Raw genomic sequence first — 26,847 nt, forward strand, 5'->3', positions numbered from 1 at the left:
TGAATATCAGGGTTGCGCCAGCGGCTATTTTACCGCGGAGAACGCCGTCGGCACCAGCAGCTGGCTGACGATGTTGTCGATGATTTGGCCGTCTTCCTCGCTCTTCGCGCGGCCGGCGATCCAGTCGGGATCGGACTGGAATGCGGTCCATTTCTTCTCGCGATCGGCGAGCGAATCCCAGGCGACGAAATAGGTCAGTTCCTGATTGGAGGTGCCAATCAGCGTGGTGTAGAAGCCGGCCTGCTTGATGCCGTGCTTGTCCCACAGTTTCAGCGTCAGCGTATCGAAGCGCTTCATCAGCGCCGGCAGGCGGCCCGGCAGACAACGGTAAACGCGCATTTCCATGATCATCGGCTTCACTCCTTCAATTATTGTTCTTGCAGTTCAAGGGAGGAGTTTGTCGCAACAATTGGCGCGTTCGTCAAAGGCGGAGGGTCGATCCTCATGGTGAGGAGGCGCGAAAGCGCCGTCTCGAACCATGCGGCCCGGCTGGTGCCATTCATCCTTCGAGACGACCGCTCCGCGGTCTCCTCAGGATGAGGTCTGGCAGCCACGAGAAGGACAAACTTTGTAGGGTGGGCAAAGGAGCGTAAGCGACGTGCCCACCATCGCTCAGCGAATGCGGTGCAAGATGGTGGGCACGCTTCGCTTTGCCCACCCTACGAAAAGTTACACCAGCCGCGACTGCGCCATCGCGGCCTGAATGAACGACGCGAACAGCGGGTGCGGCTCGAACGGGCGCGACTTCAGCTCGGGGTGAAATTGCACGCCGATGAACCAGGGATGATCCTCGTATTCGACGATCTCCGGCAGCACGCCATCGGGCGATAGCCCAGAGAAGCGCAGGCCGTGCTGTTCGAGCCGGTCTTTATACGCGGTGTTGACCTCATAGCGGTGGCGGTGACGCTCCGAAATCTCCGTGGCGCCGCCATAGACTTCCGACACCCGGCTGCCGCGTTTAAGTGCCGCCGGGTACGCGCCGAGCCGCATGGTGCCGCCGAGATCGCCGGCCTTCGACCGCTTCTCCAGCTCGTTGCCGCGCAGCCATTCGGTCATCAGGCCGACCAGCGGTTCTTTCGTGGGGCCGAACTCGGTGGAGTTGGCCTCCTCGATGCCGACGAGATTGCGTGCGGCCTCGATGACCGCCATCTGCATACCGAAGCAGATACCGAAATACGGCACGTCGCGGACGCGCGCGAACTGCGCCGCGCGGATCTTGCCTTCGGCCCCGCGCTGGCCAAAGCCGCCGGGCACCAGAATGCCGTTGACGTGCTCGAGGAACGGCGCCGGATCCTCGTTCTCGAACACTTCGCTTTCGATCCAGTCGAGATTGACCTTCACCTTGTTGGCGATGCCGCCATGGGACAGCGCCTCGATCAGCGATTTATAGGCGTCCTTCATGCCGGTGTACTTGCCGACGATGGCAATGGTCACCGCACCTTCGGGATTGCGCACGCGTTCGTTGATGACGTTCCAGCTCTGCAGCGCCGGCGGAATTTTTGGCGCGATGCCGAACGCGGCCAGCACCTCGTCGTCAAGACCTGCGGCGTGATACGCTTCCGGCACGGCGTAAATATTGTCGACGTCCCTCGCCTCGATCACGGCGCTTTCGCGCACGTTGCAGAACAGACCGAGCTTGCGCCGCTCTTCCTTGGGGATTTCGCGATCGGTGCGGCACAAAAGGATATCCGGCTGGATGCCGATCGAGCGCAGTTCCTTCACCGAGTGCTGGGTCGGCTTTGTCTTCAGTTCGCCGGCGCTTGGGATGAACGGCAGCAGCGTCAAATGAATATAGACGGCGTGATCGCGCGGCAGTTCGTTCTTGAGCTGGCGGATCGCTTCGAAGAACGGCAGGCCCTCGATGTCGCCGACGGTGCCGCCGATTTCCACCAGCACGAAATCATATTCATCATTGCCCGAGAGCACGAATTCCTTGATCGCGTTGGTGACGTGCGGAACCACCTGGATGGTCGCGCCGAGATAATCGCCGCGGCGTTCCTTGGTGATGATGTCCTGATAGATGCGCCCGGTGGTGATGTTGTCGGCCTTGGTGGCCGGACGCCCGGTGAAGCGCTCGTAATGGCCGAGATCGAGATCGGTCTCGGCGCCGTCGTCGGTCACGAACACTTCGCCGTGCTGATACGGCGACATCGTTCCGGGATCGAGGTTGAGATAGGGATCGAGCTTTCGGAGACGGACCTTGTACCCGCGAGCCTGCAGCAGGGCACCAAGTGCCGCCGAAGCCAGACCCTTTCCGAGCGAAGAAACCACGCCGCCGGTGATGAATATGTACCGCGCCATGGGACTCAACCTTTAAGGCCACAAACCCGATTCGCCAAAACGAATCGCATGCACGGGCAAACATTCTGCCGGGCTGTGGGTGACGTGAATTTTAAAGCGATATCAGCGCATTGATGGGAAGTTCTGATGCAGGACGGTAGAGGCCGTTCCTGCATAGCCACCCTGCTTTATTGCGAACGGGGGGCCTGCGGGCCCGCCGGTGCCTGCTGTTCATCCACCTTCTTGAGCGTATCGAGCACGCCGCCGGAGGTCGGCGGGGCGACCGGCGTCGCGCCACCCGGCTGCGACTGCGTCGTCGGCGCGCCCAGGATCGAGGCCGGCTTGCGGTCGACGCCGGCGAGCCAGGCCAGCGCCATGCTGGTCAGAAAGAAAATCCCTGCCAGAATCGCCGTCGTCCGCGTCAACAGATTGGCGGTGCCGCGGCTCGACATGAAGCCGGCGCCGCCGCCCATGCCGAGGCCGCCGCCTTCGGATTTCTGCAGCAGCACGGTGCCGATCAGCACCGAGACGATCATGAGGTGAATGACGATAATGACGGTCTGCATCTTAAAAACCTTCCGTCACAAGCTGACAGCGCCGGGCTTCGGCTGCACCAAGAGCTTGTGGGTTTTCCTGAAGTTGCGCGGTGTTACACGATCGGACCGGGCATTGTCACCCCCAACCGCAGCCCCGGAGATAATTGCCGCAGGCGTTCCGGCAAGGCTGTCCCCAGCTTTCGCCGGCGGTCGAATCCGGACTTGATGGCGCGGCTATTTCTCTTATAATAGACAAATGGATACTATAGTAGACGATCTCAGCGCCCGGCTCGCCCAGCGCCTGCGGCTTGAGCGCGACAGCCGCGACTGGTCGCTGGCCGACCTCGCCGAGCGCTCCGGGGTTTCCAAGGCCACCATCAGCAAGATCGAGCGCGCCGAGGTCAGCCCGACCGCAGTGGTGCTGGTGCGGCTCGCCAGCGCCTTCGACCTCACCCTCGCCGGCCTGATGCTGCGCGCCGAAGGCCAAGGCGAACGCCTTTCGCGGGCTGCGGACCAGCCGGTGTGGCGCGATCCCGAAACCGGCTATCTGCGCCGCCAAGTGTTCAACAGGCCCGATCATCCCGTCGAAATCATCAAGGTCGAGATGCCGGCGAAGCAGCGCGTGACGCTGCCCGCCTCGTCCTACGCCCACATCCGCCAGGTTCTCTGGGTGTTGTCGGGCGCGCTCGTCCTGATCGATGGCGGCGAACGCCACGAACTTCGTGCCGGCGACTGCCTCGGCTTCGGCCCACCCGCGGAAGTGACGTTTGCCAACGAGAGCGCTGCGCCCTGCGCTTACGTCGTTGCCCTTGCCCGGAGCTAGGCTTGCGATGTCGGAGATCGAGACCAGGCGTTCTCCGACCGGGCCGGTGAGCCCGGCAAGCTCCCCAACCGCCGGCCACAATCTCGGTCCGCCGCTCGACGAGCACACGCCGGAATGGGGCAACAACGGAATTGGAAACTACTTTTACTGGAAGGCGGCGCATCGCGCGGCCTGGAAAAACCCCTCGCCCGGCATCGTCGCGTTCCGCATCAAGAAAGCCGAGCGGCTGGGTCTCACCTACGAAGAATACACGCTGGAAATTCTCGAACGCGGCCGTCACCTGCAGGTCGAGGACGTCGAACGGATTGCAGAGGTCAAGCGGGCGCGTGGCGAGCACGCCGTCAATCACCGAAAGTAAACCTCGCGGAAATTTATCCTGATGTCGAATATTGAGATCAAAGCCTTGAGCCCGTCGCCCGAAATTCGCGCGATGCTCAGCGAAATCCTGATCGAAACCGTGGCGAACGGCGGCTCGGTCAGCTTCATGCATCCGCTGTCACAGCAGGCGGCGGAGGCGTTCTGGTCGAACTCGCTCGGCGCGGCGGACCGCGGCGAGCGGATTATTCTCGGCGCCTTTGACGGCGTCAGGCTAATCGGGACCGTCACGCTGTTGCTCGATCTTCCGCCGAACCAGCCGCACCGCGCCGAGATCGCGAAGATGATGACGCGCGTCAGTCACCGCCACCGCGGGATCGCCACGGCGCTACTGCGCGAGGCCGAGCGCATCGCGATCGAGCGCGGGCGCTGGCTATTGGTCCTCGATACCGCCGAGGACGAGGGCGCGGCCGGCCTGTACGAGCGGATGGGATTCAAGCTGAGCGGATTGATTCCGGACTACGCACTCAAGCCGCATGGCGGCCTCACCGGCACGCTGATCTACTGGAAGCGGCTCCAGGACGCAGTGCCGGCATAAGCTGCCCGGTCACACAGCCAGCCTCACCTGAATGGTGCAAGCTTTGGCAGCACGATGCGTGTAAGTCGCCGCCGGTCGACCGTCCGGATAGGTAATTCAGGGCGTCGCATCACAGGCTGCTGACACCATACTGTCAGCAGGACTGACTTAAGGACGCGTCGGGATCCGCTAATCCATCGCGCGTCGGCGCGTCCTCGATTCTGGACCTGCCTTCCAATCACCGAAGTCGACGGCCGGCATGCACCAACGTACATCTCCCGGGGCGGAAGGGCGAATAGTCCCAATCACATCTGCCCTTGGCCTCGGCATATTTCTGATGCTGTTTGACGTGACCGCAGTCGTGGTCGCCATGCCCGACCTTGCAAAGGACCTCGGCTTCGCCGTCGCCGGCGCCGCTTGGGTCATCGACGCGTACAGCCTTGCCTTCACGGGCGCTCTCCTTGCTTCCGGGGCGCTCGCAGCGTGGTTCGGCTGGCGTTGGATCTTCTACGCCAATATCCCCATTTGCCTTTTGCTGGCCCTCGCCGTGCCGCGATGGGTTGCCGAGGCGAATCATCCGGACGGGCCACCGCTCGACCCTGTGGGTGTCGCGTTGCTGACGATATCGCTGGGCTTGGCGATCGATGCACTGCTCAGGCGAGACGGTTCATTGCCAGCTCGCGCAACCTGTCTCGCCGGCGGCGCAATGGCGGCGCTCGTGTTCGTTTTGCAGCAAAGGCACCGTTCGCGCCCCGTGCTCGATCCCCGGGTATTCGCGACACCAGCAATGGCCGGGGTCGGCGCGTTGCTCACGGCCATCCAGTTTGGCTACTGGGCCGTGCTTGTCTACTTACCCCTGTTCCTGAGCGCCGGGCTCCTCGTAAGCATGGAGGTGGCAGGTGTAGCGCTGCTTGCGGCAACGTTGCCGATGCTGGTGGTACCACTGATCGGCGGCCGCTTTGTTACGCAATGGGGATGGAGGCGCTTCTTCGTCGTTGCGTTCGGCATTATCGCCTCCGGAGACGCATTGCTTGCGTTAGCTGCCGTCTCCAGCAGCCCGGCAATACGTCTTGCCGCAACCATCACCGGAATGCTCACAATCGGCATCGGCGCCGCCTTGGCGAATCCGCAAATGTCGAGCGTGGTTCTGGCGCTCGCACCGCCCACGCAAACCGGCATGGCCTCGGCCGTGACGTTGATCGTGCGTCAAGCCGGCTTTGCCATCAGCATTGCGGCGTTGGGAGCAACGCTCACGACGACCGACATGGCAACGGCGTTGCGGCACCATTCACCCTGGCGACACTATCCGCCTTGGTCGCCATCGTCGCCGCGTTCATTTTGCTTCCGGCGAGGTCTGCCCAACAAGACCTTGCTCAAAAAGATCTGGCAGGTTGAGCATTCCGGGTTTCGCTGGGAAACGCGCGACGGCCTAACACCCCGCTGCGATCGCGAGGAAATCGGCTGCTTTCAGGCTGGCGCCGCCGACCAGTGCGCCGTTGACATCAGTGACCCCCATCAGTTCCGCCGCATTGGAGGGTTTCACCGATCCGCCGTAGAGAATCCGGACCCTGCTACCTTCCGCCTTAAATCGGCTGGTGAGAACCCCGCGGATAAAGCGGTGAACTTGCTCGACATCTGCAGGCGTCGGCGTCAGCCCGGTACCGATCGCCCAAACCGGCTCATAGGCCACCACCAGATTGGCTGCCGTAGATCCATCCGGCAACGAACCCGCGAGCTGTCCGCCGCAGATATCCAGCGTCTGGCCGGCATCGCGTTGCTTCTGGGTCTCGCCGATGCAGACGATCGCCACCAGGCCCGCCCGCCAGCTGGCTTCCGCCTTTTGCCGGACCAGCGCGTCGGTTTCGCCATGGTCGGCGCGGCGCTCGGAATGCCCGACGATAATGGCGCTGGCGCCGGCATCCGCCAGCATTTCCGCCGAGAGATCGCCGGTATGGGCGCCCGAAGCCTTGGGGTGGCAATCCTGGGCCCCGACGGCGAGTTTTGAGCCGAGCGCCTTGTCGGCGAAACCGGCGATCAGGGTCGCCGGGGGGCAAACCAGCAGGTCGGCCTTGCCGGCCAATGTACCTGCCCCCGCAATCATTGCCTCGAATTCACCCAAGGCGGATTTCAGGCCGTTCATTTTCCAGTTGCCGGCGATCAGCGGCCGGATGGCGTCGGTCATGTCAATTATCCCGCAAATGTCAGCGTTATAGATGCGCTAGCAGAGGGACGCCGCCAGTTCCAGACACCCGCAAGCCGTTAACCGCTTCAAATGGCCCACTCTGCCGAGGTTGCGAGGGGGGCGCTGCCACTTTATGATGCTTTTTCAACTCGGTGACGCCCTGTTGCGGAAGTCGATCCTGAACGGATTCGAATTTTCGCCGGGCACGACCCGGTTCCCCCTCTCCTGCAAAAACAAGTTGGACCTATGCTTCGAGGAATTCGGAAAGCCTCATCAAACTGGCTCGGCAAGGCCGTGATGGCCGTTGTGATGGGCGTCTTGATTGTCAGTTTCGCAGTCTGGGGCATTGCCGACATCTTCAAGGGGTTCGGCCAGTCGTCGCTCGCCAAGATCGGCAAGACCGAGATTTCAACCGAGCAATTCCGCCAGATCTATACCGAGAGGCTGCAGCAGCTCGGCCGCAGTTTCGGCCGTCCGCTGACCTCGGAACAGGCCCGCGCCTTCGGGCTCGACCGGCAGGTGCTGCAACAGACCATCGCCGATGCGGCGCTGGATGAGGAAGCGCGGCGCATGGGGCTCGCCCAGTCCCAGGAAGAAACCATGCGATTGATCTACGGCGATCCCAATTTCAAGGGATTGGGCGGCAATTTCGACCCGGCACGCTTCCAGGCCACGATCCGCCAGTTCGGCTACACCGAGCAACGCTATCTCGCCGAACAGCGGCGCCTCGGGCTGCGGCGCCAGATCGCCGCCACCGTCTCGGCCGGGGTGGAGCCGCCGAAGGTCCTGATCGACGCCATGACCCGATTCCAGAACGAGCAGCGCTCGATGGAGTACGTCAAACTCGACGCCGCGCAGGCCGGCACCATCGATCCCCCCTCGCCCGAGGCGCTGGCCGCCTATTTCGACGACCGCAAGACCCAGTTCCGCGCACCCGAATATCGCAAGCTGTCGTTTGTCGTGATCAGCCCCGAAGAGATCGGCAAGTGGATCGAGGTCACCGACGAGGATGCGAAGAAGATATTCGAACAAAACCGCGACCGGCTCGGCACGCCGGAGAAGCGCGAAGTGTCGCAGATGGTGTTTCCCAACGAAGGCGAAGCGCAGGCCGCGCGCGCCCGCATCACCTCGGGCACGTCGTTCGACGACATCGCCAAGGAGCGCAATCTCAATCTGGCCGACGTCGACCTCGGCATGATCACCAAGAGCGCGATCATCGATCCGGCGATCGCGGATGCGGCGTTCTCGCTGCCGTCGGGCGAAGTCAGCCAGCCCGTGCAGGGGCGGTTTGGCGTGGCGCTGGTCAAGATCGGCAAGATCGAGGCGGGCTCGATGCCGACGTTTGAAAGCGTCGCGGCCCAGGTGAAGAAGGAACTCGCAACCGAACGCGCGCGCGCCAAGGTCAGCGAAATCCAGAACAAGATGGAAGACGAGCGCTCCGGCGGCGCCAATGTGGTGGAGGCATCGCAGAAGCTTGGCCTGACCGCCGTCACGATCGACGCCGTCGACCGCTCCGGCCGCAAGCCGGACGGCCAGCCGGTTGCCAATATTCCGCGCGGCCTTGACGTGGTCTCGCAGGCCTTCAACAGCGATGTCGGCGTCGATAACGAACCGATCCAGTTTGCCGGCGGCTATGTCTGGTACGATGTGCTCGGCATCACGCCCTCGCGCGAGCGCCCGCTCGACGAGGTGCGCAGCCAGGTCGAGGCGAAATGGCGCGAAGACCAGGTTTCGAGCAAGCTGCGGGCGAAGGCGACCGAGATGGTGCAGAAGGTCGAGCAAGGCGGCAGCCTCGCCACGGAGGCGGCTGCCGTCGGAGCGAAGGTCGAGACCGCGACCGGCTTCCGCCGCGACGCCTCGCTTTCAGATGTCCCCTCGGCCGCCGTCGCGGCCGCGTTCCGGACGCCCAAGGACGGCGTCGGGCAGACGCCGGGCACCGGTGGCAGCGAGTGGATCGTGTACCGGGTTACCGATGTGACCGTGCCGCCGGTCGACGCCGCCTCCGATGAGCTGAAGAAACTGAAGGACACCCTGCAGCGCGGCCTGGCCGACGAACAGGTCGCGCAGTACGTGACGAAGATCGAATCCGAGATCGGCACCACCATCAACCAGGCCGCCTTCGCGCAGGTGACGGGCGCTAACAACTGAGCATGATCGGCCGGCAGCGCCGGCCATGCTTCGAGACGACACCCAATCCTGAAAGCCCACGCGATGGACGATCTCAAATCTATCATCGGAAAAGTCGCCACCGGCGCCACGCTGTCGCGCGAGGAGGCGGCCTCCGCCTTCGACAGCATGATGTCCGGCGAAGCCACGCCCTCGCAGATGGGCGGGCTGTTGATGGCGCTGCGGGTCCGCGGCGAAACCGTCGACGAGATCACCGGCGCGGTGTCGGCGATGCGCGGCAAGATGCTGCGGGTCAATGCGCCCGCAGACGCCATCGACGTGGTCGGCACCGGCGGCGATGGTTCCGGTTCGGTCAACGTCTCGACCTGCGCTTCCTTCATCGTGGCGGGCGCCGGCGTGCCCGTCGCCAAGCATGGCAACCGCGCCCTGTCGTCGCGCTCCGGGGCTGCCGACGTACTGGCTTCCCTTGGCGTCAAGATCGACCTCACGCCCGATCAGGTCGGGCGCTGCGTGGCCGAGGCCGGGATCGGCTTCATGTTTGCACCCGCGCATCATCCGGCCATGAAAAACGTCGGCCCGACCCGGGTCGAGCTCGCTACCCGCACCATCTTCAATTTGCTCGGGCCGCTCTCCAATCCGGCCGGCGTCAAGCGCCAGATGGTCGGCGTGTTCTCCAGGCACTGGGTGCAGCCGTTGGCGCAGGTGCTGAAAAATCTCGGCTCCGAATCCGTCTGGGTGGTGCACGGCTCCGACGGGCTCGATGAGATCACCCTCACCGGGCCAAGTTTCGTTGCCAGCCTCGACGACGGCAAGATCACCACGTTCGAGGTGACGCCGGAGGATGCAGGTCTCACGTGTTGCAATGGCGACGCGCTCAGGGGTGGCGATGCCGACGCCAACGCGGTGGCGCTCTCGAGCGTGCTCAACGGCAAGCCCAGCCCCTATCGCGACGTCGCTCTGTTGAACGCCGCGGCGGCGTTGATCGTGGCCGGCCGCGCCAAGGACTTGAAGGAAGGTGTCGCGATCGGCGCGAAATCGCTCGACAGCGGCGCGGCGGCGGCCCGGCTGAAACAACTGATCGCGGTTTCGCGCGGCTGACCGCAGGAGCGCCAGAGATGTCCGATATCCTGACCAAGATCGAGGCCTACAAGCGCGAGGAAATCGCCGCGGCCAAGCGGGCGCATCCGCTGTCCGAGGTCGAAGCCCGCGCCAAGGCAGCCTCGCCGCCGCGTGGTTTTCTGCGCGCGATCCGGGACAAGCTTTCGCGCGGCGACTATGCGCTGATCGCCGAGGTGAAGAAGGCCTCGCCGTCGAAGGGGCTCATTCGCGCCGATTTCGATCCGCCGGCGCTGGCCAAGGCCTATGAGGCCGGCGGCGCGGCGTGCCTCTCCGTATTGACGGATACCCCCTCCTTCCAGGGTCATCTCGACTTCATGGTGGCGGCGCGCGCGGCCGTCAATCTGCCGGTGCTGCGCAAGGACTTTTTGTTCGACACCTATCAGGTGGTGGAAGCCCGCGCTCATGGCGCCGACTGCATCCTGATCATCATGGACGCGCTCGACGACGCCACCGCCAGCGATCTCGAGGACGCGGCGATCGCGCTCGGCATGGACGTGCTGATCGAAATCCACGACCGCACCGAACTCGATCGCGCGCTGAAACTTCGCTCGCCGATGATCGGCGTCAACAATCGCAATCTGCGGACCTTCGAGACCACGCTGGCGACCAGCGAGGCGCTGGCGCCGCTGATCCCGCGCGACCGCCTGATGGTCGGCGAAAGCGGCATCTTTACGCCTGCGGACCTCGCCCGCCTCGAGCGCGTCGGCATGTCGACCTTCCTGGTCGGCGAAAGCCTGATGCGGCAGGCCGATGTGACCGCGGCAACCCGCGCTTTGCTGGCGCGCACCGATAACCCGCGCGCCACCGGGACCCGCTAGCAGATGGCCGACAAGACCTCGAAACACAAGGCGTCCAACGACAAGGCTTCCAAAGGCGGCTCCGCCCTCACCCATATCGATGCGTCGGGCGAAGCGCGGATGGTCGACGTCTCGGCCAAGACCGCGACCGAGCGTACCGCCGTCGCCGAAGGGCGCGTCGTCATGGGCAAGGCGACGTTTGAGCTGATCGTCTCCGGCAATGCCAAAAAGGGCGACGTGCTGGGCGCCGCCCGCATCGCCGGCATCATGGCCGCCAAGCGCACCTCGGAACTGATCCCGCTGTGCCACCCGCTGGCGCTGTCCAAGGTGAGACTCGACATCACGCCCGACAGAAAACTGCCCGGCTGCATCGTCCGCGCCACCGTCAAGGTCACCGGCCCCACGGGGGTCGAGATGGAAGCGCTGACGGCGGTGTCGGTCGCGTGCCTCACGATCTACGACATGATCAAGGCGGTCGAGCGCGGCGTTCGCATCGAAGGCATCCACCTCGTCGAGAAGATCGGCGGCAAATCCGGGCATTATCGCGCAGGACGATGAGCTGATCGGCCTCGCTATTGTCACGGGTGTGTGACCGTCGCAGCGAGGAATTCGCCCCGGGCTCGTGGGGTTGTCTCCTTCAGGACCTTCACGAGGAGGAATCCGATGTCGAGATACAGGTTTTTAGGCGCCGCGGCTGCGTTGGCGGTGATGACGGCACCTGCAACGGCCCAGCAGGTCATGGGCGAACCCGGCTATTGCGCGTTCTACTATCCAAACGCCAATTGCCAGAACAAGGGCCCGGGCAATCCCTATACCGGTGACTCCTGGCTGCGCCTCAACCAGGGCGGCTCCATGGTAGGCAGCCCTCAACCGGACCGCATCGTGAAAAAGCGTACGCATCGATCCCTGACATCCATGCAGTGACGGCGACGCCCGCTGTTGCGAATCCCCCAGCTCCCGCGACATCTGCTGTCGACCGGCGGACTGCCGCCTGATCCGCGGATTTTTTTCCGCGACCAAACCAAGCCGGTTCCATCGTCAAACGGCAGCCCCCCCCGTGGTTGCCGGCGGACCCCTCCGCCACCGCCTAATATTTCGTTAACCAGACTTCCTAACGTCAATTCCATCTCGGCGCGATATCGAAGCTACGGGCCGGGAGCTGAGAGAACTCCGCTTCCGGAAGTTCATTTCTCGGCAGCGATCGCGTTCCATGGCTTCGACCGGCACCACTTCGTTCAGGATTGCCTCCGCCTTTCGCGGCGGCCCGATCCGCTGGCTGATCGTGGGCGGCACGCTGCTGATCGTTGCGATCGCCATCGGCGCGACCGTCATGGCCGGCAATTTCCGCGAACGTGCGCTGCGCAACAGCGAACGCGAGCTGGAAAACACCGTGCTGCTGCTCGCCCGCCATTTCGACCAGCAACTCGAAGACTTCCAGGTCGTGCAGAAGGACCTGATCGCGTTCATGCGCTCCAGCGGGATTGCGACCGCGGAAAGCTACAAGCGCCGGATGTCCGGTCACGACATCCATCTGATGCTGAAATCCAAGATCGAGGCGCTGTCCTACGTCGGCGGCCTCAACATCTTCGACGCCGAAGGCAATTTGATCAACGCATCCGCCACCTGGCCGGCGCCACCGGTCAACGCGGCGGACCGCGCCTACTTCAAGACCTTCAGATCCAGCCCGCAATCGCCGGAGATGCTGGTCGAGCCGGTCTATAGCCGCCTCACCGGCGTCTGGACCACGGTAATCGCGCGCAAGGTCACCGGACCGAGAGGCGAATTCCTCGGCGTCATCGGTCGCGGCATCGAGCCCATCAACTTCGAAAGATTCTTCGCAACCGTGGCGCTCGGCCCGGGTGCCTCGATCGCCATGCTCCACAGCGACGGCACGCTGCTTGCCCGTTACCCGCATGTGGCTGACATGATCGGCCAGAACTTGAAGACCGGCCCGGCCGCCCAGCGGCAGATGTTCGAGCTGGCCCGCAGCACCTCGCGCCTCACCAGTCGGATCGACGGCGAGGACCGGCTGATCTCGTCCCGCGCGCTGACGAATTTCCCAGTCGTCATCGTCGCCACGACCACGACATCGGCCGCACTCGCGGACTGGCGCGAGCAGATCGGGATCCTGATCACGATCGCCGGACTTTCGGTGCTGGCGATCGCGGTCCTGCTGTTTCTCGTCGTCCGCAAGCTTTCGCATCAGCACCGCGCGTCCAAGCAACGGCTGTCGCTGGAAAAGCAACGCCTCGACACCGCCGTCAACAACATGACGCAAGGCCTCTTGCTGTTCGATGCGACGCAACATCTCGTCATCTGCAACAAGCGCTATCTCGAGATGTACGGCCTCTCGGCCGATATCGTGAAGCCGGGCTGCAGCTTCCGCGAGGTAATCGCCCACCGCAAGGACACCGGCTCGTTCGTCGGTGACATCGACCATTACGTCGAGGTGGTGATGCGCGACATCGCGCATCGGAACGCGATGGTCATATCGACACCCGACGGACGCTCGATCCAGATCGTCAACGAGCCGGTGCCGGACGGCGGATGGCTGGCGACCCATGAAGATATCACCGAGCGCCGGCGCGCCGAGGAACGCATCACCCACCTCGCCCATTACGACGCGCTGACCGAGCTGCCGAACCGCACCTTGTTCCACGAGCGGCTCAAGCGCGAATTGGTTCACGTCACGCCGGACCGGCAACTGGCGGTGCTCTATATCGACATCGACGAATTCAAGAGCGTCAACGACTCGCTCGGCCACATGATCGGCGACGAGCTGCTGAAATCGGTCGCCGCCAGCCTCGCTGGCTGCGCGCGCAAAACCGATTTCGTGGCCCGGCTCGGCGGCGACGAGTTCGCCATCATTCAGACCGGGATCGACGATATCGATGACGTGATGATGCTCGTCAGCCGCATCTTCCAGGCGATCCGCTCGCCCTATCAGTGCCTCGGCCATCAGGTGACCACCGACGCCAGTATCGGCATCGCGCTGGCGCCGCGTGACGGTTCCGATATCGACCGGATCCTGAAAAACGCGGATCTGGCGATGTACGCGGCCAAGGCCGCCGGCCGCCGCACCTATCGCTTCTTCGAAACCGACATGGAGGCCGAGGTCCGCGCCCGCCGCAGCCTGGAAATGGACCTGCGCCAGGCGCTCATTCACGGCGGCTTCGAGGTCTACTACCAGCCCTGTCTCGGCCTGCAGACCAACGCAATCACCGGCTGCGAGGCGCTGGTGCGTTGGCGCCATCCGCAGCGCGGCATGATTTCGCCCGCCGAGTTCATCCCGCTTGCCGAGGACACCGGCCTGATCAACCAACTCGGCGAGTGGGTGCTGACATCAGCCTGCAAGGAAGCCGTGAGCTGGCCCGGCAATGTCAGGCTCGCGGTCAACGTCTCGCCGGTTCAATTCAGGAGCGGCACGCTGGCGCTGAAGGTGATGGCGGCGCTGGCCGCATCCGGCCTCGCCGCCGACCGGCTGGAGCTCGAGATCACCGAGGCCGTGCTGATCCGCGACGACGAGGCGGCGCTCGCCGTTCTGCACGACCTCCGCGCCATCGGCGTTCGCATTGCGCTCGACGATTTCGGCACCGGCTATTCCTCGCTGAGCTATCTGCAGCGTTTTCCGTTCGACAAGATCAAGATCGACCGCTGCTTCATCACCGACATCGCCGAGCCGGAAGGCTCGTCCAGCATCGTGCAGGCGGTGGTGACCATCGCCGCCGACCGCCGCATGACGACGACCGCCGAAGGCGTCGAGACCGAGCAGCAACGCGATCTCCTGCGCGAACTCGGCTGTTCGGAAATGCAGGGCTATTTGTTCAGCCCGCCGAAGCCGGCGGCCGATATCAGGCCGCTGCTGTTTGCGGATCGGCCGGGCCCCGACGCGGTACAGCCGAGCCGGCGCAAGCCGGTGGCGCGGACGGCGTGAAGTGCAGGGCGCATGTCGGGGTCGCTTTGCAAGCTCTCTCCACGCAAACCATTCTCGGTCCAAGAGACAGATTTCTGATCACGATCATCCGAATACTCGACAAACCTCTTGTAGACCCAGCGCCCCCCACGGTTGCGCCGCCATACCATGCCCCAAACGAGCCGACCGGTAATCGATCGCCTCGGAATGATTATCCGCCAGAGATGCCAGGCATCGAACCACGCCTGTCCCAGACCCGAACGGACGGCAGAATGAGTATCGCTGCTGTTGGTCATTAGCGATCCGCGATATTCGAAGATGCTGAACCGGGCGTCGCGCCAACGGGCATGGCAGGCAGCGGCGAAAAGCCGCCGCCTGCCATTTGAGTTGCCTAGCCGTTTGCGAGCGGCACGGCGACGTAACGGGACGCGTCGCCCGAGCGAAGCCGCATCAGCACGCTGCTCTTCTTGTCGGCGCGCGCAGCTTCAAGCGCGTCGCCAACGTCGCCGGGCTTCGCGACGTTCTTTCCGGCAACCTCCAGAATAACGTCGCCCTTCTTTACCCCGCGATCGGCAGCCGCACTTTTCGGTTCGACCTTCGTGATGACGACGCCTTCCTTAGCCGCGCCGTCTGCCTTGTCCGCCGGAGCAAGCGTGAGGCCGAGGTGCGGAACGTCGGTACCCTTGCTCGAGCCTTTGCCCTCGCCTTCACTATCGGCCTTGGCTTGCCGATCATTCGGCAACTGGCCAAGGGTCAGGCTGACGACCTTGCTCTTGCCATTGCGCAGAACGTCCAGCTTGACCGTACTGCCAGGTGCAAAGCCGCCGATGATGCGGGCGAGTTCGCGGGCATCCTTGACCGACTGGCTATTTACCGCAGTGATGACGTCGCCCGCCTCGACGCCGGCTTTTGCTGCAGGTCCGTCCTTCTGCGGGTCAGCTACCAACGCACCCTGCGCTTGCTTCAAGCCCATGCCGTCGGCGATATCCTGAGTTACCGGCTGAACCTGAACACCGATCCAGCCGCGGCTGACGTTACCCTTGTCCTTCAGCTGAGCGACCACGTTCTTGACTGTCGTTGCCGGGATCGAAAATGCGATACCGACGCTGCCGCCGGATGGCGAATAGATCGCGGTGTTAACGCCGACGACCTCACCCTGCATGTTGAAGGCCGGGCCACCCGAATTGCCCTTGTTGACGGGCGCGTCGATCTGGATGAAATCGTCGTAAGGGCCGTTTCCGATGTCACGGCCGCTGGCCGAAACGATTCCGGCGGTTACGGTGCCACCGAGGCCAAACGGGTTGCCGACTGCAAGCACCCAATCGCCAATCCTGGCCTTGCCGGCCGAAAGCTTCGCAAACGCAAAATCCGAGCCGCCCTCGACCTTGATCAAGGCAAGGTCCGTCCGGGGGTCTGTCCCGACGACCTTCGCGGTGTAGGTCTTTCCGGCGTCCGTCGTTACCTCGACCTTGTCGGCTCCCTCAACGACATGGTTGTTGGTCACCGCGTACCCATCGGATGAAATGAAGAATCCGGAGCCCTGCCCCATCGTGCCGTGCCGGCCGTTACGTCCGGGATTTTCGCCGTTCGGGCCGCCGAACTCACGAAAGAAGCGCTCCATGGGCGAGCCCTGCTCGTCAGAATCGTCCTTGTTGCTGACGTCAGCGACCTTGTCCTTCATCGTGACCTTGACCGAGATCACCGACGGCTTCACCCGCTCCACCACATCGGCAAAGCCAAAGGGCTGCTGGGTGGCGCCCGATGCGGCGTTAGCAGCCTCGGCATGGGCCGCACTGCCAAAGACATCAATGCGATCGGGCGACGCGCTGAAGCCATACATCGCAAGCCCGGTCACGACCGATGCCATCAATGCCACTTTTCGTGCCGAGAACAGGGAACGCTTCCGCTGCCCGTGAGAAACAAGGTTACGTTGGTCCATCACAAAAAATCTCCAGGATGATGATTGAGCGCAAAGCCGCACGTCGCCGTAGATGGGGTTTCCCGCATTACACGATGCTGGCTTGGGAATTAATGTTTGGAAATGAACTTCCGAAATCGCCTAGCAGCCGGTGTAAAGTTTTTCGAGCGACGTTGTTATCGTCATTGCCAGCCACTCCATTCCTCGCTGAGAAGGAAGAACGGATTGCTTCCTTTCGCTCTTCGATCTATGGCGGACAAATCGTCGCTTGCGCTCCCTTGCGCAAACGCTTCGCGTTTGTTGCAGGCAGTGACGCGGAGAGTTCTTCGATTCAATCTTCAACCAGCCGAGAGGATATGCGTCCGCATTCCGCGATGGGAAAGCCCGGGACGCTTAAACGACGAGGCGGCGGATTACGCCTTCGGCTAATCCGTCCTGCGGTCGTGTCACTGTAACTCGTAGTTCAATTGTGAAATGGCACACAGACAAGAGTCGTTCGATCTGGTTGTGTTAGTTTGGTTGGTTGCCCTCGGTCGGCTTGGCCGGGAGCGTGTCACGCGGTCTCTAGAGCGGTTGTGCCATCAAGCACGCAACTCTGTTACGGGCCGTCCGTTTTCGTTTAAGGAGAATCGTCATGCGCGGTTTCAATCGCACGGCCACTGTGATGTGCGCCTCCCTTATTCTCGATTCCACCTTGAGCGGGTGAACCAAAGGTTTCGCGTGCGCTGAATAACCGCGTACAGGGATTTTCTGGGCCCCGCCGGCGACGGACGGGGCTTTTCCATTTCTTTTTTCTGCCCAGTGCTGACCGGCGGTGCCCCTGTGAAGAAGGACAGGGGTCATGTGGTACTTTTGGCCCGATTTAGCATTTGATCTTGTCAAGGGGCTGGTAGCCGGAGGTGCTTCTCTGGCGCTTCAAGCGGTCGCCCCTGCGACGCTTCGCGCCTTGAGGCGGTTTAGAGCACGTTGGTCCGCTCGGAAATCGGCAGGAAAGGCAGGCCGCAGCACCTCAGCAAGTGGCCCGCATGAGCCCCGCGATAAGCGGGGATAAACCAAAAGCCCGGATGTCGCTTCCGCCTTCGCTCCTTGAGCTACCGGCGGACAAGTCGCCCATCCGGGCTAAGCTTGCTAGAGCCGCGACTTCAGCGGCACCCGAAACGTCCGGAATCCCTCAAGCTCGGGAAACAGGTTGGCTACTTCGCGCGAGGCAAGCACGACGGCGGCCGGGACTTCGCCGCTGATCAGCCGGTCGATCGCGCTGGCTTTGACTTCGCTGAACTGGACTTCGGCGGCTCCCGCGGCCATCAGCGCGGCGCTGATGCGTCCGCTCGATGCGGATTGTTTCTCGGTGATCGCGATGCTCTTGTTGTTCAGGTCGGACAACGAATTGATCTCGGGGCGCGTCAGCACGAGCGCGACCAGATTGTCCTGATCATCGGGCGATGCGGCTGCGGTCTTTCCGATCTCCCTGGCCTTGTCGGACGCCTTGCCGGGAGCGGGCGCGGCCGGCGCGGCGGCAATATCGAGCGTCGCCGGCGGCGGTAGGGCGACCTCGGACTTCGGATCGGGCTTGACGTCGGATGTGGGTGCCTCGCCGGGCTGCGACGCGATGGCGGCTGCCTGCACCGGCTCCGGCTGGCCGGAGCTTTCCACCTTGGGCTCCGGCTTTTGAACTGCGGCGACGGTCTCACCCGCGGCATTTTCAGGGGTAACGGCCGCCGTGGCCGCCGGCATATCCTTCGCCGGCGCGGCGGGTGCGGGTTTGGCAACGGCGATCTTCTTGCTATTCGACGCCTTGTTGCCGGGCACCTTGCCATTCGACGCCGCCTTGCCGGCGTGCGGCGCGGTGCGGGCAGCCGGCGCGGCATGTTTTGCCAAACGCGGGCGGACCACGGGTTCAACCCGTTCGATTTCCGCCTCGCCCGGTACCGCGACGCTGATCTCGCGTTCCTCGTGACGCCGGGCAGACAGCGCCCGGTAAGACCAGTCCATGTAGGACTGGCACGCGCGGTTGCACGGCTGCCCGTCGATATAGATGACGCCGGGAGAATCGAGCGGATTGGCTTGGGTTCCCGTCGAACAGAGAAACAACATCAGGGCCGGCAAAGTCCATTTTCTCGACATGACTACTCCATTCGAACGCGCATGGTGTGCGCCCCGAGCTACGATTGGATCGAGATGGAGTTTCAAAAAAGAGGTCTTGTTGCCGGATCGTTGCGCTCATCCGGGCTATGCTTGCTGCAGTTAGTTTGTTGAGGACAAAATGAAGACTTACGAAGCAATGGTATGGGAAGACAATTTGGAGAAACCGGACCGCCGCGTGACTTTAGCTGCGGAAAGCCTGGACGATGCCAAAAGACAGCTTGAAGAAAAATTTGGTAAGGGCCACGTGTTCAACTTGCATAACGAGGAGGACGCGAAAAAGCCGCGCTAGCCGCGCCTCCGTGTGAATTTACGACGCATCGGCATCCCGTTCCAGGATCGTTCTTGCAGAACCAAAATCCCGGATATCGCTCCGCTCGTCCGGGCTACGCGCGCTGCGCCAGTATCCGGAAGGCCTTGTGTCATGACGATGATCCAGCCATGGATTAACCGTCCGCAACGCCATGATATGGATGTATTCTCGACTTGGGCGTGTCGCCGTCGCCTGCAACAGGGGTCATCGCATGGATGAATTGTCGCGCCGCAAGTTGGTGACGGTCGCCGCGATCACCATGGCATCCACCGTTACGCTCGCAGGCGCCTCGCTTATGTCGACCGCCCGTGCCGCTGACTTTCCGACGCGCTCCATCACGCTGGTCGTGCCGTACCCGGCCGGCGGCGGCGTCGATGCGATGGCGCGCGTGGTAGCGCAAAAGCTGTCGGACGCTTTCCGCCAGACCGTGACCGTCGACAATCGCGGCGGTGGCGGGGGCACCATCGGCACCCGCGCGGTCGCGCGCGCCGCGCCGGACGGCTACACGCTGCTGCTCGGCCACACCGGGACGCTGTCGATCAACCCAAGCCTCTACACCAGGCTCGACATGGATCCGCGCAAGGATTTCGCGCCGATCGGCCTCGTCGCCTCGATGCCGGTGGCCCTGCTCGCCCATCCGTCGTTTCCTGCGAAGACGGTCGCCGAATTGATCGCGCTTGCGCGCAAGGCACCGGGAACACTCAATATCGGCACGTCGCCGGTCGGCACCGGCGGTTACATGTGCGCCGAACTGTTCAAGGCCGAGGCCGGGATTGATATCGCGATCATCCCCTACAAGGGCACGGCACCGGTCATGAACGATCTGCTCGGCGGCCACGTGCTGGTCGCGTTCGGCGTGCTGCCGCCGGCACTGGGCAATATCGCGGCCGGCCAACTGCGCGCCATCGCCGTCACCAGCAAGACGCGCTTCTCGCTATTGCCGGACGTGGCGACTTTCGACGAGTCGGGACTGCCCGGCTTCGAAGCCGTGTTGCATTACGGGCTGCTTGCGCCGCACGGCACGCCACCTGAGATCATCGACATCCTCAGCGCCGAGCTGCGCAAACTCAACGACGATCCGGAGGTGCAGAAACGCATTCGTCTCGAAGGCGGCGATCCCCTCAGCTCGACGCCGGCCGAATATGCCGACGACATCGATCGGGAAGAAAAGAAGTGGAGCAAGCTCGTCCATCAGCTCGGGCTGAAGGTGGAATAGCGCCGGGTCTCCAACGCGCCACTGGTTCAGGCTTTGCCGATGGCGCGTCAAATTTCGCATTACGGTGTGTATGCACTCTAGTTCGGCACCGCCCGCTTCGCCATCGTCGGCGCGTTCGCGTTCACTGTCACGCCGCGCAGCAGGTTGAACGCCGCGTTCAGCGCCTTGTCGTCCTTCTCGTTCGGCGGGACCCAGGCTTGCGAGCCGGCCTGCTCGGCGCCGTCGGCTGCAAGGTGGCCGCGCATCGAGGATTCGCCCTTGAGTTCGGCACGGTTCTTCAGTTCATCCGGCACGTCCTGCAGCACTTCGACGTCGGGCGCGATGCCCTGGGCCTGGATCGAGCGGCCGGACGGCGTGAAGTAGCGTGCCGTGGTCAGCGCCAGCGCGCCATTGCCTGATCCGAGCGGGATGATGGTCTGCACCGAACCTTTGCCGAAGGTGCGGGTGCCGATCAGGGTCGCGCGCTTGTGGTCGCGCAGCGCGCCGGCCACGATCTCGGAGGCGGAAGCCGAGCCGCCGTTGATCAGCACCACCAGCGGCTTGCCCTTGGTGATGTCGCCGCCGCGCGCGGTGAAGCGCTGGGTTTCCTCCGCGGTGCGGCCGCGGGTCGAAACCACCTCGCCCCGCGACATGAAAGCGCTCGACACCGAAACGGCCTGGTCGAGCAATCCGCCGGGATTGTTGCGGAGGTCGACGACATAGCCCGCGAGCTTGTCGGCGGGAATATCCTTCGCAATGCTGGCGATCGCCTTCTTCAGGCCCTCGGTGGTCTGCTCGTTGAAGCGGGTGATCCTGATATAGCCGATATCGCCGCCGTCAGTCCTGTAGCGGACCGGCCGCACCCGGATGATCTCACGCATGATGGCGATATCGATCGGCGCGGCGGCGCCCTTGCGCGCAACCTTCAGCCGGATCTTGCTGTTGGCGGGGCCCTTCATCCGGCTCACCGCCTGTTCGAGGCTCATGCCCTGAATAACCTCGTCGTCGATCTGGGTGATCACGTCGCCCGACAGCATGCCGGCCTTGGCCGCGGGCGTATCGTCGATCGGCGTCACCACCTTGACGAGGCCGTCTTCCATCGTGACCTCGATGCCGAGCCCGCCGAACTCGCCGTGGGTGGTCTCCTGCATGTCGCTCCAGCCCTTCTCATTCATGTAGCGCGAATGAGGATCGAGCGCGGAGATCATGCCGTTGATGGCGCCTTCCATCAGCTTGGAATCGTCGGGCTTCTCGACGTAGCTGGTCTTGATCCGCTCGAACACGTTGCCGAACAAATTGAGCTGGGTGTAGGCGTCGGAACGGGCCGCGGCCTTTGCCGCCGCCACCAGACTGGTCCCCTGCGGTCCCGTCACGGCAACGGTCAGACACACACCCGTCACCGTGCCGAGAAGAAAGGCAAAATTCCTGCGCATGGTGGGGCGTCCCTTGTTTTTTCTGCGGACGCCCGAAGATTCCCGTGAATCGGCGCCCCTGTCCCGGCGCCACCAACTCACAATGGCTTTTTGGTCGGATCAAGGCACGCCGGCCCGGACCAATACGGCCTTGTCAGGAGGCTTTATCGGCTTCTTGCAGCCCGTTTTGCCAGGTCGAGGGCGGGGTTCCAAAACCGCGCTTGGCACGGGTGCCCAGCCAGTAGCCGAATTGCGGCGGAACGTTGCGGAATGCGCCCTCGACGCCGAGCTTGAGCGCGGCATCCATCGGCCAATTGGGATTGTTGAGGATTTCCCGGCCGACCGCGATCAGGTCGGCCTGGCGATCGCGCAGAATCTGCTCGGCCTGGTCGCCATGGATGATGAGACCTACCGCCATTGTCATGATGTCGGCATGGCGGCGGACATATTCCGACAGCGGCACCTGGTAGCTGTATTTTATTTCCTTGCCCAGGATCGGCGCCATTTCAGAGATGCCGCCGGACGAGCAGTCGATGACGTCGACGCCTCGCGTTTTCAGGATTTTTGCCAGCCGCGCGCTCTGCTCCGGACCCCATCCGGCGTTGTCTTCGACCGAGAGACGGACGAACAGCGGCTTGTGATCGGGCCAATACGTGCGCACGGCCTCGGTGATTTCGATGATGAAGCGCATGCGATTGGCTTCGGAGCCGCCATATTCGTCCGTGCGCGCGTTGGACCGCTCCGACAGGAATTGATGGACGAGATAGCCGTGTGCGCCGTGCAGTTCCAGCACATCGAAATCAGCTTCATGCGCGCGCCGCGCCGCGTTGCCCCAGGCCTGCACCAGGTCTTTCACCGCATGGCGTTCCAGCGCCTTCGGCACCGGCCATTTCTCGCTGTGGGCGACCGCGCTCGGGGCCACCGGCTGCCACGCGTCCCAATCCTCGATCTCAGGCGTCCGCTGCAATGGACGGTCGCCCTCCCACGGCCGGCTCGCGCGCGCCTTGCGGCCGGAATGGCCGAGCTGGATGCCGGCGACCGAATTCTGCTGCCTGATGAACTTGACAAGGCGGCCGAGCGGCTCGACGAAGGCGTCGTCCCAGATGCCGAGATCGCCGACCGTACCGCAGCCGCGCCGCTCAACCTTGGTCGATTCCACAACCACGAGGCCGGCGCCACCGGCGGCGAACTTGCCGGCGTTCATCAGGTGCCAGTCGGTCGGAAAGCCCTTCAGCGCCGAATATTGATGCATCGGCGGCACCACAATGCGGTTCTTCACCGTCACGCCGCGAATCGTCATAGGGGAAAACAGCAGCGTTTCGGACATGGTTCATTTCCTTGGGCTGTCGGACCTCGTTTCCCTTGCGGGCCGGTCTCTTGGGCGTAGAGAATATACGCGCCTGAGATGGTGTGAAGAGGTCTACCGAGGGGCAGCATTGCACGCCGGAGTAGCGAAGGCGCGCCGACTTGGTTAGGTTACCGCACCATCTGCCCCCGCCCGATCATGTTGCCCTCCGATGTCCATGTCCGACCTTTTCGACGCAACCGATCACCGGAAGCGGTTCGAATCCGTTCCCGCGCCATTGCATGAATTTCGGGGTGGCCGCAGATGAGGACAAGCGGCCTTGGTCAGGGGTTTTTCGAGATTCCCCATGCGGCAGTGTACACGCTGCTGACCGCAACCCTCGTCATCTCCGGCCTGCCCTTCATCCAGGCGGGCGGACCGAGCGCATCGGGCGAGCTATTGTACCGCTACGGCGCGATGTATTCGAGCGCGCTGGCGCGGCACGAATACTGGCGTCTGGTCGCTTACGGATTTCTGCATTTCGACTTCGTCCATCTCACGATGAACATGCTCTGCCTCGTGCTGTGGGGGGCGCATCTCGAAAAGCGCATCGGCTCGCTGTATTTCCTGATCGTCTATTTCAGCGCGATGATCCTCGGCGCGGTCATCGGAGACCTCACTTTTGCAGGCCCCTATCTCACGGTCGGCGCCTCAGGCGCGACGTCGGGTATTCTGGGAGCGCTGCTTTGCCTGTGGATCCTCGGCAAGGCCGGCCTCGATGCAAACTTCTTCGCAGTCAATATCGGATTGAACCTCGCGTTCGCCGTCGCCAACCCGAGGGTCAACTGGCGCATCCACCTTGGCGGGTTTGTCATGGGCCTTGTCGCCTGCGCGGTCCTCGACCTGATCGAAAAGATCAACGCGCGGCTGCTCCGCTGCAAATTCCCTGAATTCGTCAAGGTAAATCTGGCGATCCTCGCCTGCGCGGCAGCGATCTTGCTCTTTGGCAACCGGCTGTCGGCGGCAGCGGGTCCGGCAACGCCAACCATGGCGATCGCCTATGTTGTCGCGTGCTGTCTTGTCATCAAGCTTGCCGACACCGTGCTGTCGATGAAAAAGGGGCTTGCCGCCATCGTCGTTGCGCTGGCGCTGGCAAATGGCGCGTCCATCGGGCTCGGAGGCATGGTGTTTGCGGCACAGCTCGCTTCAAATTGTGCCACGCGCCGGCGGGGCGGATTCGCACCGATCCAGAGTTTTGTCGACGCAGCCTGTTCGAATCCCTGGCCGCCGATCGGGCTTGTCGCACTGGGCGCGGTTGCGCTGACGTACCTGATCTGCGCCAAGGCATTTCATCGCGGTATGGAAGACGTCGGATTTGTCGGCGCCTCGCTGCGCGCCGAGCGCAGCCGCCGTCGGGGGATCTGACCTCCGGGCCGAATACCGGCGACCGTGCGCTTCCGTTGCCGGTCGTTGCCTCGCATCCGGACATCATTGTCCCGGCACGGTGCCGGGAAGTGTCTTCTTATTATTATTTTATTATTGCTTTGCGGCGCCCTCGGCGGATTTGGCCTTCGGCTTGGCGGGCGGCGCCTTGGCGGCTGCTTTCGGCGGCGCGCTGTCGCTGCGCACCGTCCCCCACGGGTCTGTCTTCTGTTGTTCCGGTATGTTGCCGAGTGACCTCCGGTACGCCCGCTCGGCGTCCTTCTCGGCCGCGATTTCCGCTGGCGTCTTGGGTTTGTCCTCCTCGCCATATTTGGCGGGGCCCTTTTGGGCCAAGGCAGATCCCGTCAATAGCCCGATCACGGCGATGGCGCCCAGAACTTTGCCAACAGCTTGCATGCGACTACTCCCTGAAACAGGCGACAGCCTTAGCACAGCTTGCGCACGGGCTTAAGCGGCGGATTGGGCTTCGAAGCGAATCCCGGGGGCCCGTTGCTCAGCCCGGTCCAGTTTTGTAAACGATTGCCATGAATTTGCCCGCCCCCTCCTCCGTCGACGTCCTGCTGTTCGACCTCGGCCGTGTCGTGCTCGATATCAATTTCGATTCCGTAATGGCGAACTGGGCGGGGCACGCCGGCTGCGCGCCCGCCGACCTCGCCAGGCGTTTTGTCGTCGACAACAGCTTCAAACATCACGAGACCGGCCGGATCGACGACGCGGCGTTCTTTGCGGGCCTGCGCCAGTCGCTCGGCATCGGCCTCACCGACGCGCAGTTCCTGGAAGGCTGGAACGCGATCTTCAGCGGCGAGATGCCGGGCATTGCGCCGCTGCTGGCCGGCGCCGCACAACGCCTGCCGCTCTATGCGTTTTCCAACACCAATCCGGCCCATGTCGCGCATTTTTCGGAGGCCTATGCCGGCGTGCTCGGCCATTTCCGCGAGATATTCTTGTCCTCCAGCATCGGTTTGCGCAAACCCGACGCGGAGGCCTATGATCACGTGGTAAAGGCAATCGGCGTGCCAGCGTCGCGGATCCTGTTCTTCGACGACTCGGCCGCTAATATCGAAGGGGCGCGGGCGCGCGGCCTTTGTGCCATCCACGTGACATCGATGGATGACGTGGCACGGGCACTGACTGCACTCGAAGTCTAGGAGCTGTGCCCGTGGCCTTGATGCCCGTCGCCGATGCGCTTGCTGCGATCCTTGCGGGCGCCGAACCGTTGCCCGAAGAGGCCGTGGCGCTCGATGCCGCGCATCATCGCATCCTCGCGCGCGACGTCGCCGCGCGGCGGACGCAGCCGCCGCAGGCGATGTCGGCGATGGACGGCTACGCGGTGCGCGCGGCGGATGCCGCCGATCTCTCCGCTCGGCTGAAGGTGATCGGGGAGGTCGCCGCCGGCCGCCCGTTCGAGCGCCAGGTGGGCAAAGGCGAAGCGGTGCGGATCTTCACCGGCGGCGTGATCCCTGACAGGGCTGACGCCGTCATCATCCAGGAAGACACGACCGTCGACGGCGATCATATCACCATCACGGAAGCCGCCGTTTCCGGCCGGCATATCCGGCCCGCCGGCGTCGATTTCCGCGAGGGCGACGTGCTGCTCGCGCGCGGACGCCGCCTCACCGACCGCGACCTGTCGCTCGCCGCCGGCATGAACTATCCGGAGCTTGCGGTGCGCCGCCGCCCGAAAGTGGCCGTCCTCGGCACCGGCGACGAGCTGGTGATGCCCGGCATAACCCCCGGTCCCGGCCAGATCGTCTATTCCAACGGCTACGGGTTGCGGGCGCTGGCGCGCGCCGAGGGCGCCGAGGTGGTCGATCTCGGGATCGCCGCCGACACCGTCGCCGACACCGCGCAAGGCATCCGCCGGGCGCGGGAGGCGGATGCCGACATCCTGATCACCATGGGCGGCGCCTCGGTCGGCGACCATGACCTCGTCAAGCGGTCGCTGGAGGCCGAGGGCACGGCGATGGCGTTCTGGCGCATCGCGATGCGGCCGGGCAAGCCGATGATGCATGGCCGGCTCGGCGCGATGCGGGTGATCGGCCTGCCCGGCAATCCGGTCTCCTCCTATGTCTGCGGCTTCCTGTTTCTGGTGCCGTTGATTCGCGCATTATCGGGCCGCGACACCATCCATCATGTGCGCGAAAGCGCCGAACTGGGCCGCGACCTCGCCGCCAACGACCAGCGCGAGGATTATCTTCGGGCCCGCCTCGAAGTGCGCGACGATGGCACGCTGATTGCGGTGCCGGTGACCCACCAGGACTCATCGCTATTGGGGAATCTCGCTGCGGCACGGGCACTTGTGATACGTCCGCCGTTCGCGCCGGCAGCGGCCAAGGGTTCGCCTTGCGAACTGCTCCGGCTGCCGGAATGACACCCTGAACGACGCGCCTGGCGGGGTCTTCGGCCGAAGCCGCAATGCGTTCACCTGAAATTAAGTGGTTGCGGAACACATATCGAACATATAGTGTCC

General features: G+C 63.6%; 23 protein-coding genes and 1 pseudogene. 15 read left to right on the forward strand and 9 right to left on the reverse strand.

All coding sequences use genetic code 11. The features are described 5' to 3' along the window. Nucleotides 1-24 precede the first annotated feature (24 nt). The 3 genes from ACPPVP_RS24825 to secG form a co-directional block, all read right to left on the reverse strand. A complete protein-coding gene (locus ACPPVP_RS24825; protein WP_057834587.1) occupies nt 25-351 on the reverse strand; it encodes an NIPSNAP family protein in 327 nt (108 codons plus the stop codon). A 318-nt stretch (nt 352-669) separates the two neighbouring features. Further along, on the reverse strand, nt 670-2,301 hold the full coding sequence (locus ACPPVP_RS24830) for a CTP synthase (protein ID WP_426525360.1): 1,632 nt from the start codon (nt 2,299-2,301) through the stop codon (nt 670-672). Nucleotides 2,302-2,468: 167 nt separating this feature from the next. Continuing rightward, nucleotides 2,469-2,846: a preprotein translocase subunit SecG gene (secG, locus tag ACPPVP_RS24835; protein WP_426525362.1), complete on the reverse strand. Its 378-nt coding sequence runs from the start codon at nt 2,844-2,846 to the stop codon at nt 2,469-2,471. A 226-nt stretch (nt 2,847-3,072) separates the two neighbouring features. Here secG and ACPPVP_RS24840 point away from each other — a divergent pair, with 226 nt between their 5' ends. The 4 genes and pseudogenes from ACPPVP_RS24840 to ACPPVP_RS24855 all read left to right on the forward strand — a co-directional run. Then, complete coding sequence (locus tag ACPPVP_RS24840; RefSeq protein ID WP_426525364.1) at nt 3,073-3,639, forward strand: helix-turn-helix domain-containing protein; 567 nt, start codon at nt 3,073-3,075, stop codon at nt 3,637-3,639. 7 nt (nt 3,640-3,646) lie between these two features. Beyond that, the gene (locus ACPPVP_RS24845; protein ID WP_426525366.1) at nt 3,647-3,997 is read left to right on the forward strand and encodes a hypothetical protein; all 351 of its coding nucleotides are present in this window, start codon (nt 3,647-3,649) and stop codon (nt 3,995-3,997) included. 21 nt (nt 3,998-4,018) lie between these two features. Further along, nucleotides 4,019-4,552 carry a GNAT family N-acetyltransferase gene (locus ACPPVP_RS24850; RefSeq protein WP_426525368.1) on the forward strand — a complete coding sequence of 178 codons (534 nt, stop codon included), beginning with the start codon at nt 4,019-4,021 and terminating at the stop codon, nt 4,550-4,552. A 349-nt stretch (nt 4,553-4,901) separates the two neighbouring features. Further along, nucleotides 4,902-5,699, forward strand: a pseudogene (locus ACPPVP_RS24855) (MFS transporter); the annotation flags it as partial. 261 nt (nt 5,700-5,960) lie between these two features. On the opposite strand, the gene tpiA reads toward ACPPVP_RS24855, so the two are convergent. After that, on the reverse strand, nt 5,961-6,713 hold the full coding sequence (gene tpiA / locus ACPPVP_RS24860) for a triose-phosphate isomerase (protein ID WP_426538042.1): 753 nt from the start codon (nt 6,711-6,713) through the stop codon (nt 5,961-5,963). Nucleotides 6,714-6,959: 246 nt separating this feature from the next. Between tpiA and ACPPVP_RS24865 the strand changes: the two genes are divergently transcribed. From ACPPVP_RS24865 to ACPPVP_RS24890, 6 genes are all read left to right on the forward strand, one after another. Beyond that, complete coding sequence (locus ACPPVP_RS24865; RefSeq protein WP_426525370.1) at nt 6,960-8,861, forward strand: SurA N-terminal domain-containing protein; 1,902 nt, start codon at nt 6,960-6,962, stop codon at nt 8,859-8,861. A gap of 63 nt (nt 8,862-8,924) precedes the next feature. Then, on the forward strand, nt 8,925-9,938 hold the full coding sequence (gene trpD / locus ACPPVP_RS24870) for an anthranilate phosphoribosyltransferase (protein WP_426525372.1): 1,014 nt from the start codon (nt 8,925-8,927) through the stop codon (nt 9,936-9,938). 17 nt (nt 9,939-9,955) lie between these two features. Continuing rightward, nucleotides 9,956-10,777: an indole-3-glycerol phosphate synthase TrpC gene (gene trpC / locus ACPPVP_RS24875; RefSeq protein WP_426525374.1), complete on the forward strand. Its 822-nt coding sequence runs from the start codon at nt 9,956-9,958 to the stop codon at nt 10,775-10,777. 3 nt (nt 10,778-10,780) lie between these two features. Continuing rightward, complete coding sequence (gene moaC / locus ACPPVP_RS24880; RefSeq protein ID WP_426525376.1) at nt 10,781-11,314, forward strand: cyclic pyranopterin monophosphate synthase MoaC; 534 nt, start codon at nt 10,781-10,783, stop codon at nt 11,312-11,314. Nucleotides 11,315-11,419: 105 nt separating this feature from the next. Further along, entirely contained in the window at nt 11,420-11,680 is a 261-nt protein-coding gene (locus tag ACPPVP_RS24885) for a hypothetical protein (RefSeq protein WP_426525378.1), read from the forward strand. 286 nt (nt 11,681-11,966) lie between these two features. Next, a complete protein-coding gene (locus ACPPVP_RS24890; RefSeq protein ID WP_426525380.1) occupies nt 11,967-14,690 on the forward strand; it encodes a bifunctional diguanylate cyclase/phosphodiesterase in 2,724 nt (907 codons plus the stop codon). A 370-nt stretch (nt 14,691-15,060) separates the two neighbouring features. On the opposite strand, the gene ACPPVP_RS24895 is transcribed toward ACPPVP_RS24890, so the two are convergent. Then, entirely contained in the window at nt 15,061-16,608 is a 1,548-nt protein-coding gene (locus ACPPVP_RS24895) for a Do family serine endopeptidase (protein WP_426525382.1), read from the reverse strand. 1,107 nt (nt 16,609-17,715) lie between these two features. Continuing rightward, on the reverse strand, nt 17,716-18,711 hold the full coding sequence (locus ACPPVP_RS24900; protein ID WP_426525383.1) for a hypothetical protein: 996 nt from the start codon (nt 18,709-18,711) through the stop codon (nt 17,716-17,718). Nucleotides 18,712-18,850: 139 nt separating this feature from the next. Here ACPPVP_RS24900 and ACPPVP_RS24905 point away from each other — a divergent pair, with 139 nt between their 5' ends. Together ACPPVP_RS24905 and ACPPVP_RS24910 are read left to right on the forward strand one after the other, a co-directional pair. Next, nucleotides 18,851-19,021, forward strand: coding sequence for a hypothetical protein (locus tag ACPPVP_RS24905; RefSeq protein ID WP_426525385.1), 171 nt, complete (start codon nt 18,851-18,853; stop codon nt 19,019-19,021). 232 nt (nt 19,022-19,253) lie between these two features. Further along, entirely contained in the window at nt 19,254-20,258 is a 1,005-nt protein-coding gene (locus ACPPVP_RS24910; protein ID WP_426525387.1) for a Bug family tripartite tricarboxylate transporter substrate binding protein, read from the forward strand. Nucleotides 20,259-20,335: 77 nt separating this feature from the next. Here ACPPVP_RS24910 and ACPPVP_RS24915 read toward each other — a convergent pair whose 3' ends face one another. Then, complete coding sequence (locus ACPPVP_RS24915; RefSeq protein ID WP_426525389.1) at nt 20,336-21,670, reverse strand: S41 family peptidase; 1,335 nt, start codon at nt 21,668-21,670, stop codon at nt 20,336-20,338. 133 nt (nt 21,671-21,803) lie between these two features. Then, on the reverse strand, nt 21,804-22,976 hold the full coding sequence (locus ACPPVP_RS24920; protein WP_426525391.1) for an NADH:flavin oxidoreductase/NADH oxidase: 1,173 nt from the start codon (nt 22,974-22,976) through the stop codon (nt 21,804-21,806). A 282-nt stretch (nt 22,977-23,258) separates the two neighbouring features. Here ACPPVP_RS24920 and ACPPVP_RS24925 point away from each other — a divergent pair, with 282 nt between their 5' ends. Beyond that, a complete protein-coding gene (locus ACPPVP_RS24925; RefSeq protein WP_426525393.1) occupies nt 23,259-24,359 on the forward strand; it encodes a rhomboid family intramembrane serine protease in 1,101 nt (366 codons plus the stop codon). Nucleotides 24,360-24,470: 111 nt separating this feature from the next. On the opposite strand, the gene ACPPVP_RS24930 is transcribed toward ACPPVP_RS24925, so the two are convergent. Then, complete coding sequence (locus ACPPVP_RS24930; protein ID WP_426525395.1) at nt 24,471-24,773, reverse strand: hypothetical protein; 303 nt, start codon at nt 24,771-24,773, stop codon at nt 24,471-24,473. A gap of 128 nt (nt 24,774-24,901) precedes the next feature. Here ACPPVP_RS24930 and ACPPVP_RS24935 point away from each other — a divergent pair, with 128 nt between their 5' ends. Together ACPPVP_RS24935 and glp are read left to right on the forward strand one after the other, a co-directional pair. Continuing rightward, nucleotides 24,902-25,525 carry an HAD family hydrolase gene (locus tag ACPPVP_RS24935; RefSeq protein ID WP_426525397.1) on the forward strand — a complete coding sequence of 208 codons (624 nt, stop codon included), beginning with the start codon at nt 24,902-24,904 and terminating at the stop codon, nt 25,523-25,525. An 11-nt stretch (nt 25,526-25,536) separates the two neighbouring features. Continuing rightward, nucleotides 25,537-26,748 carry a gephyrin-like molybdotransferase Glp gene (glp, locus tag ACPPVP_RS24940; RefSeq protein WP_426525399.1) on the forward strand — a complete coding sequence of 404 codons (1,212 nt, stop codon included), beginning with the start codon at nt 25,537-25,539 and terminating at the stop codon, nt 26,746-26,748. Nucleotides 26,749-26,847: the final 99 nt, after the last annotated feature.

Source organism: Bradyrhizobium sp. McL0615 (genome assembly GCF_049993905.1).
GTDB lineage: Bacteria > Pseudomonadota > Alphaproteobacteria > Rhizobiales > Xanthobacteraceae > Bradyrhizobium.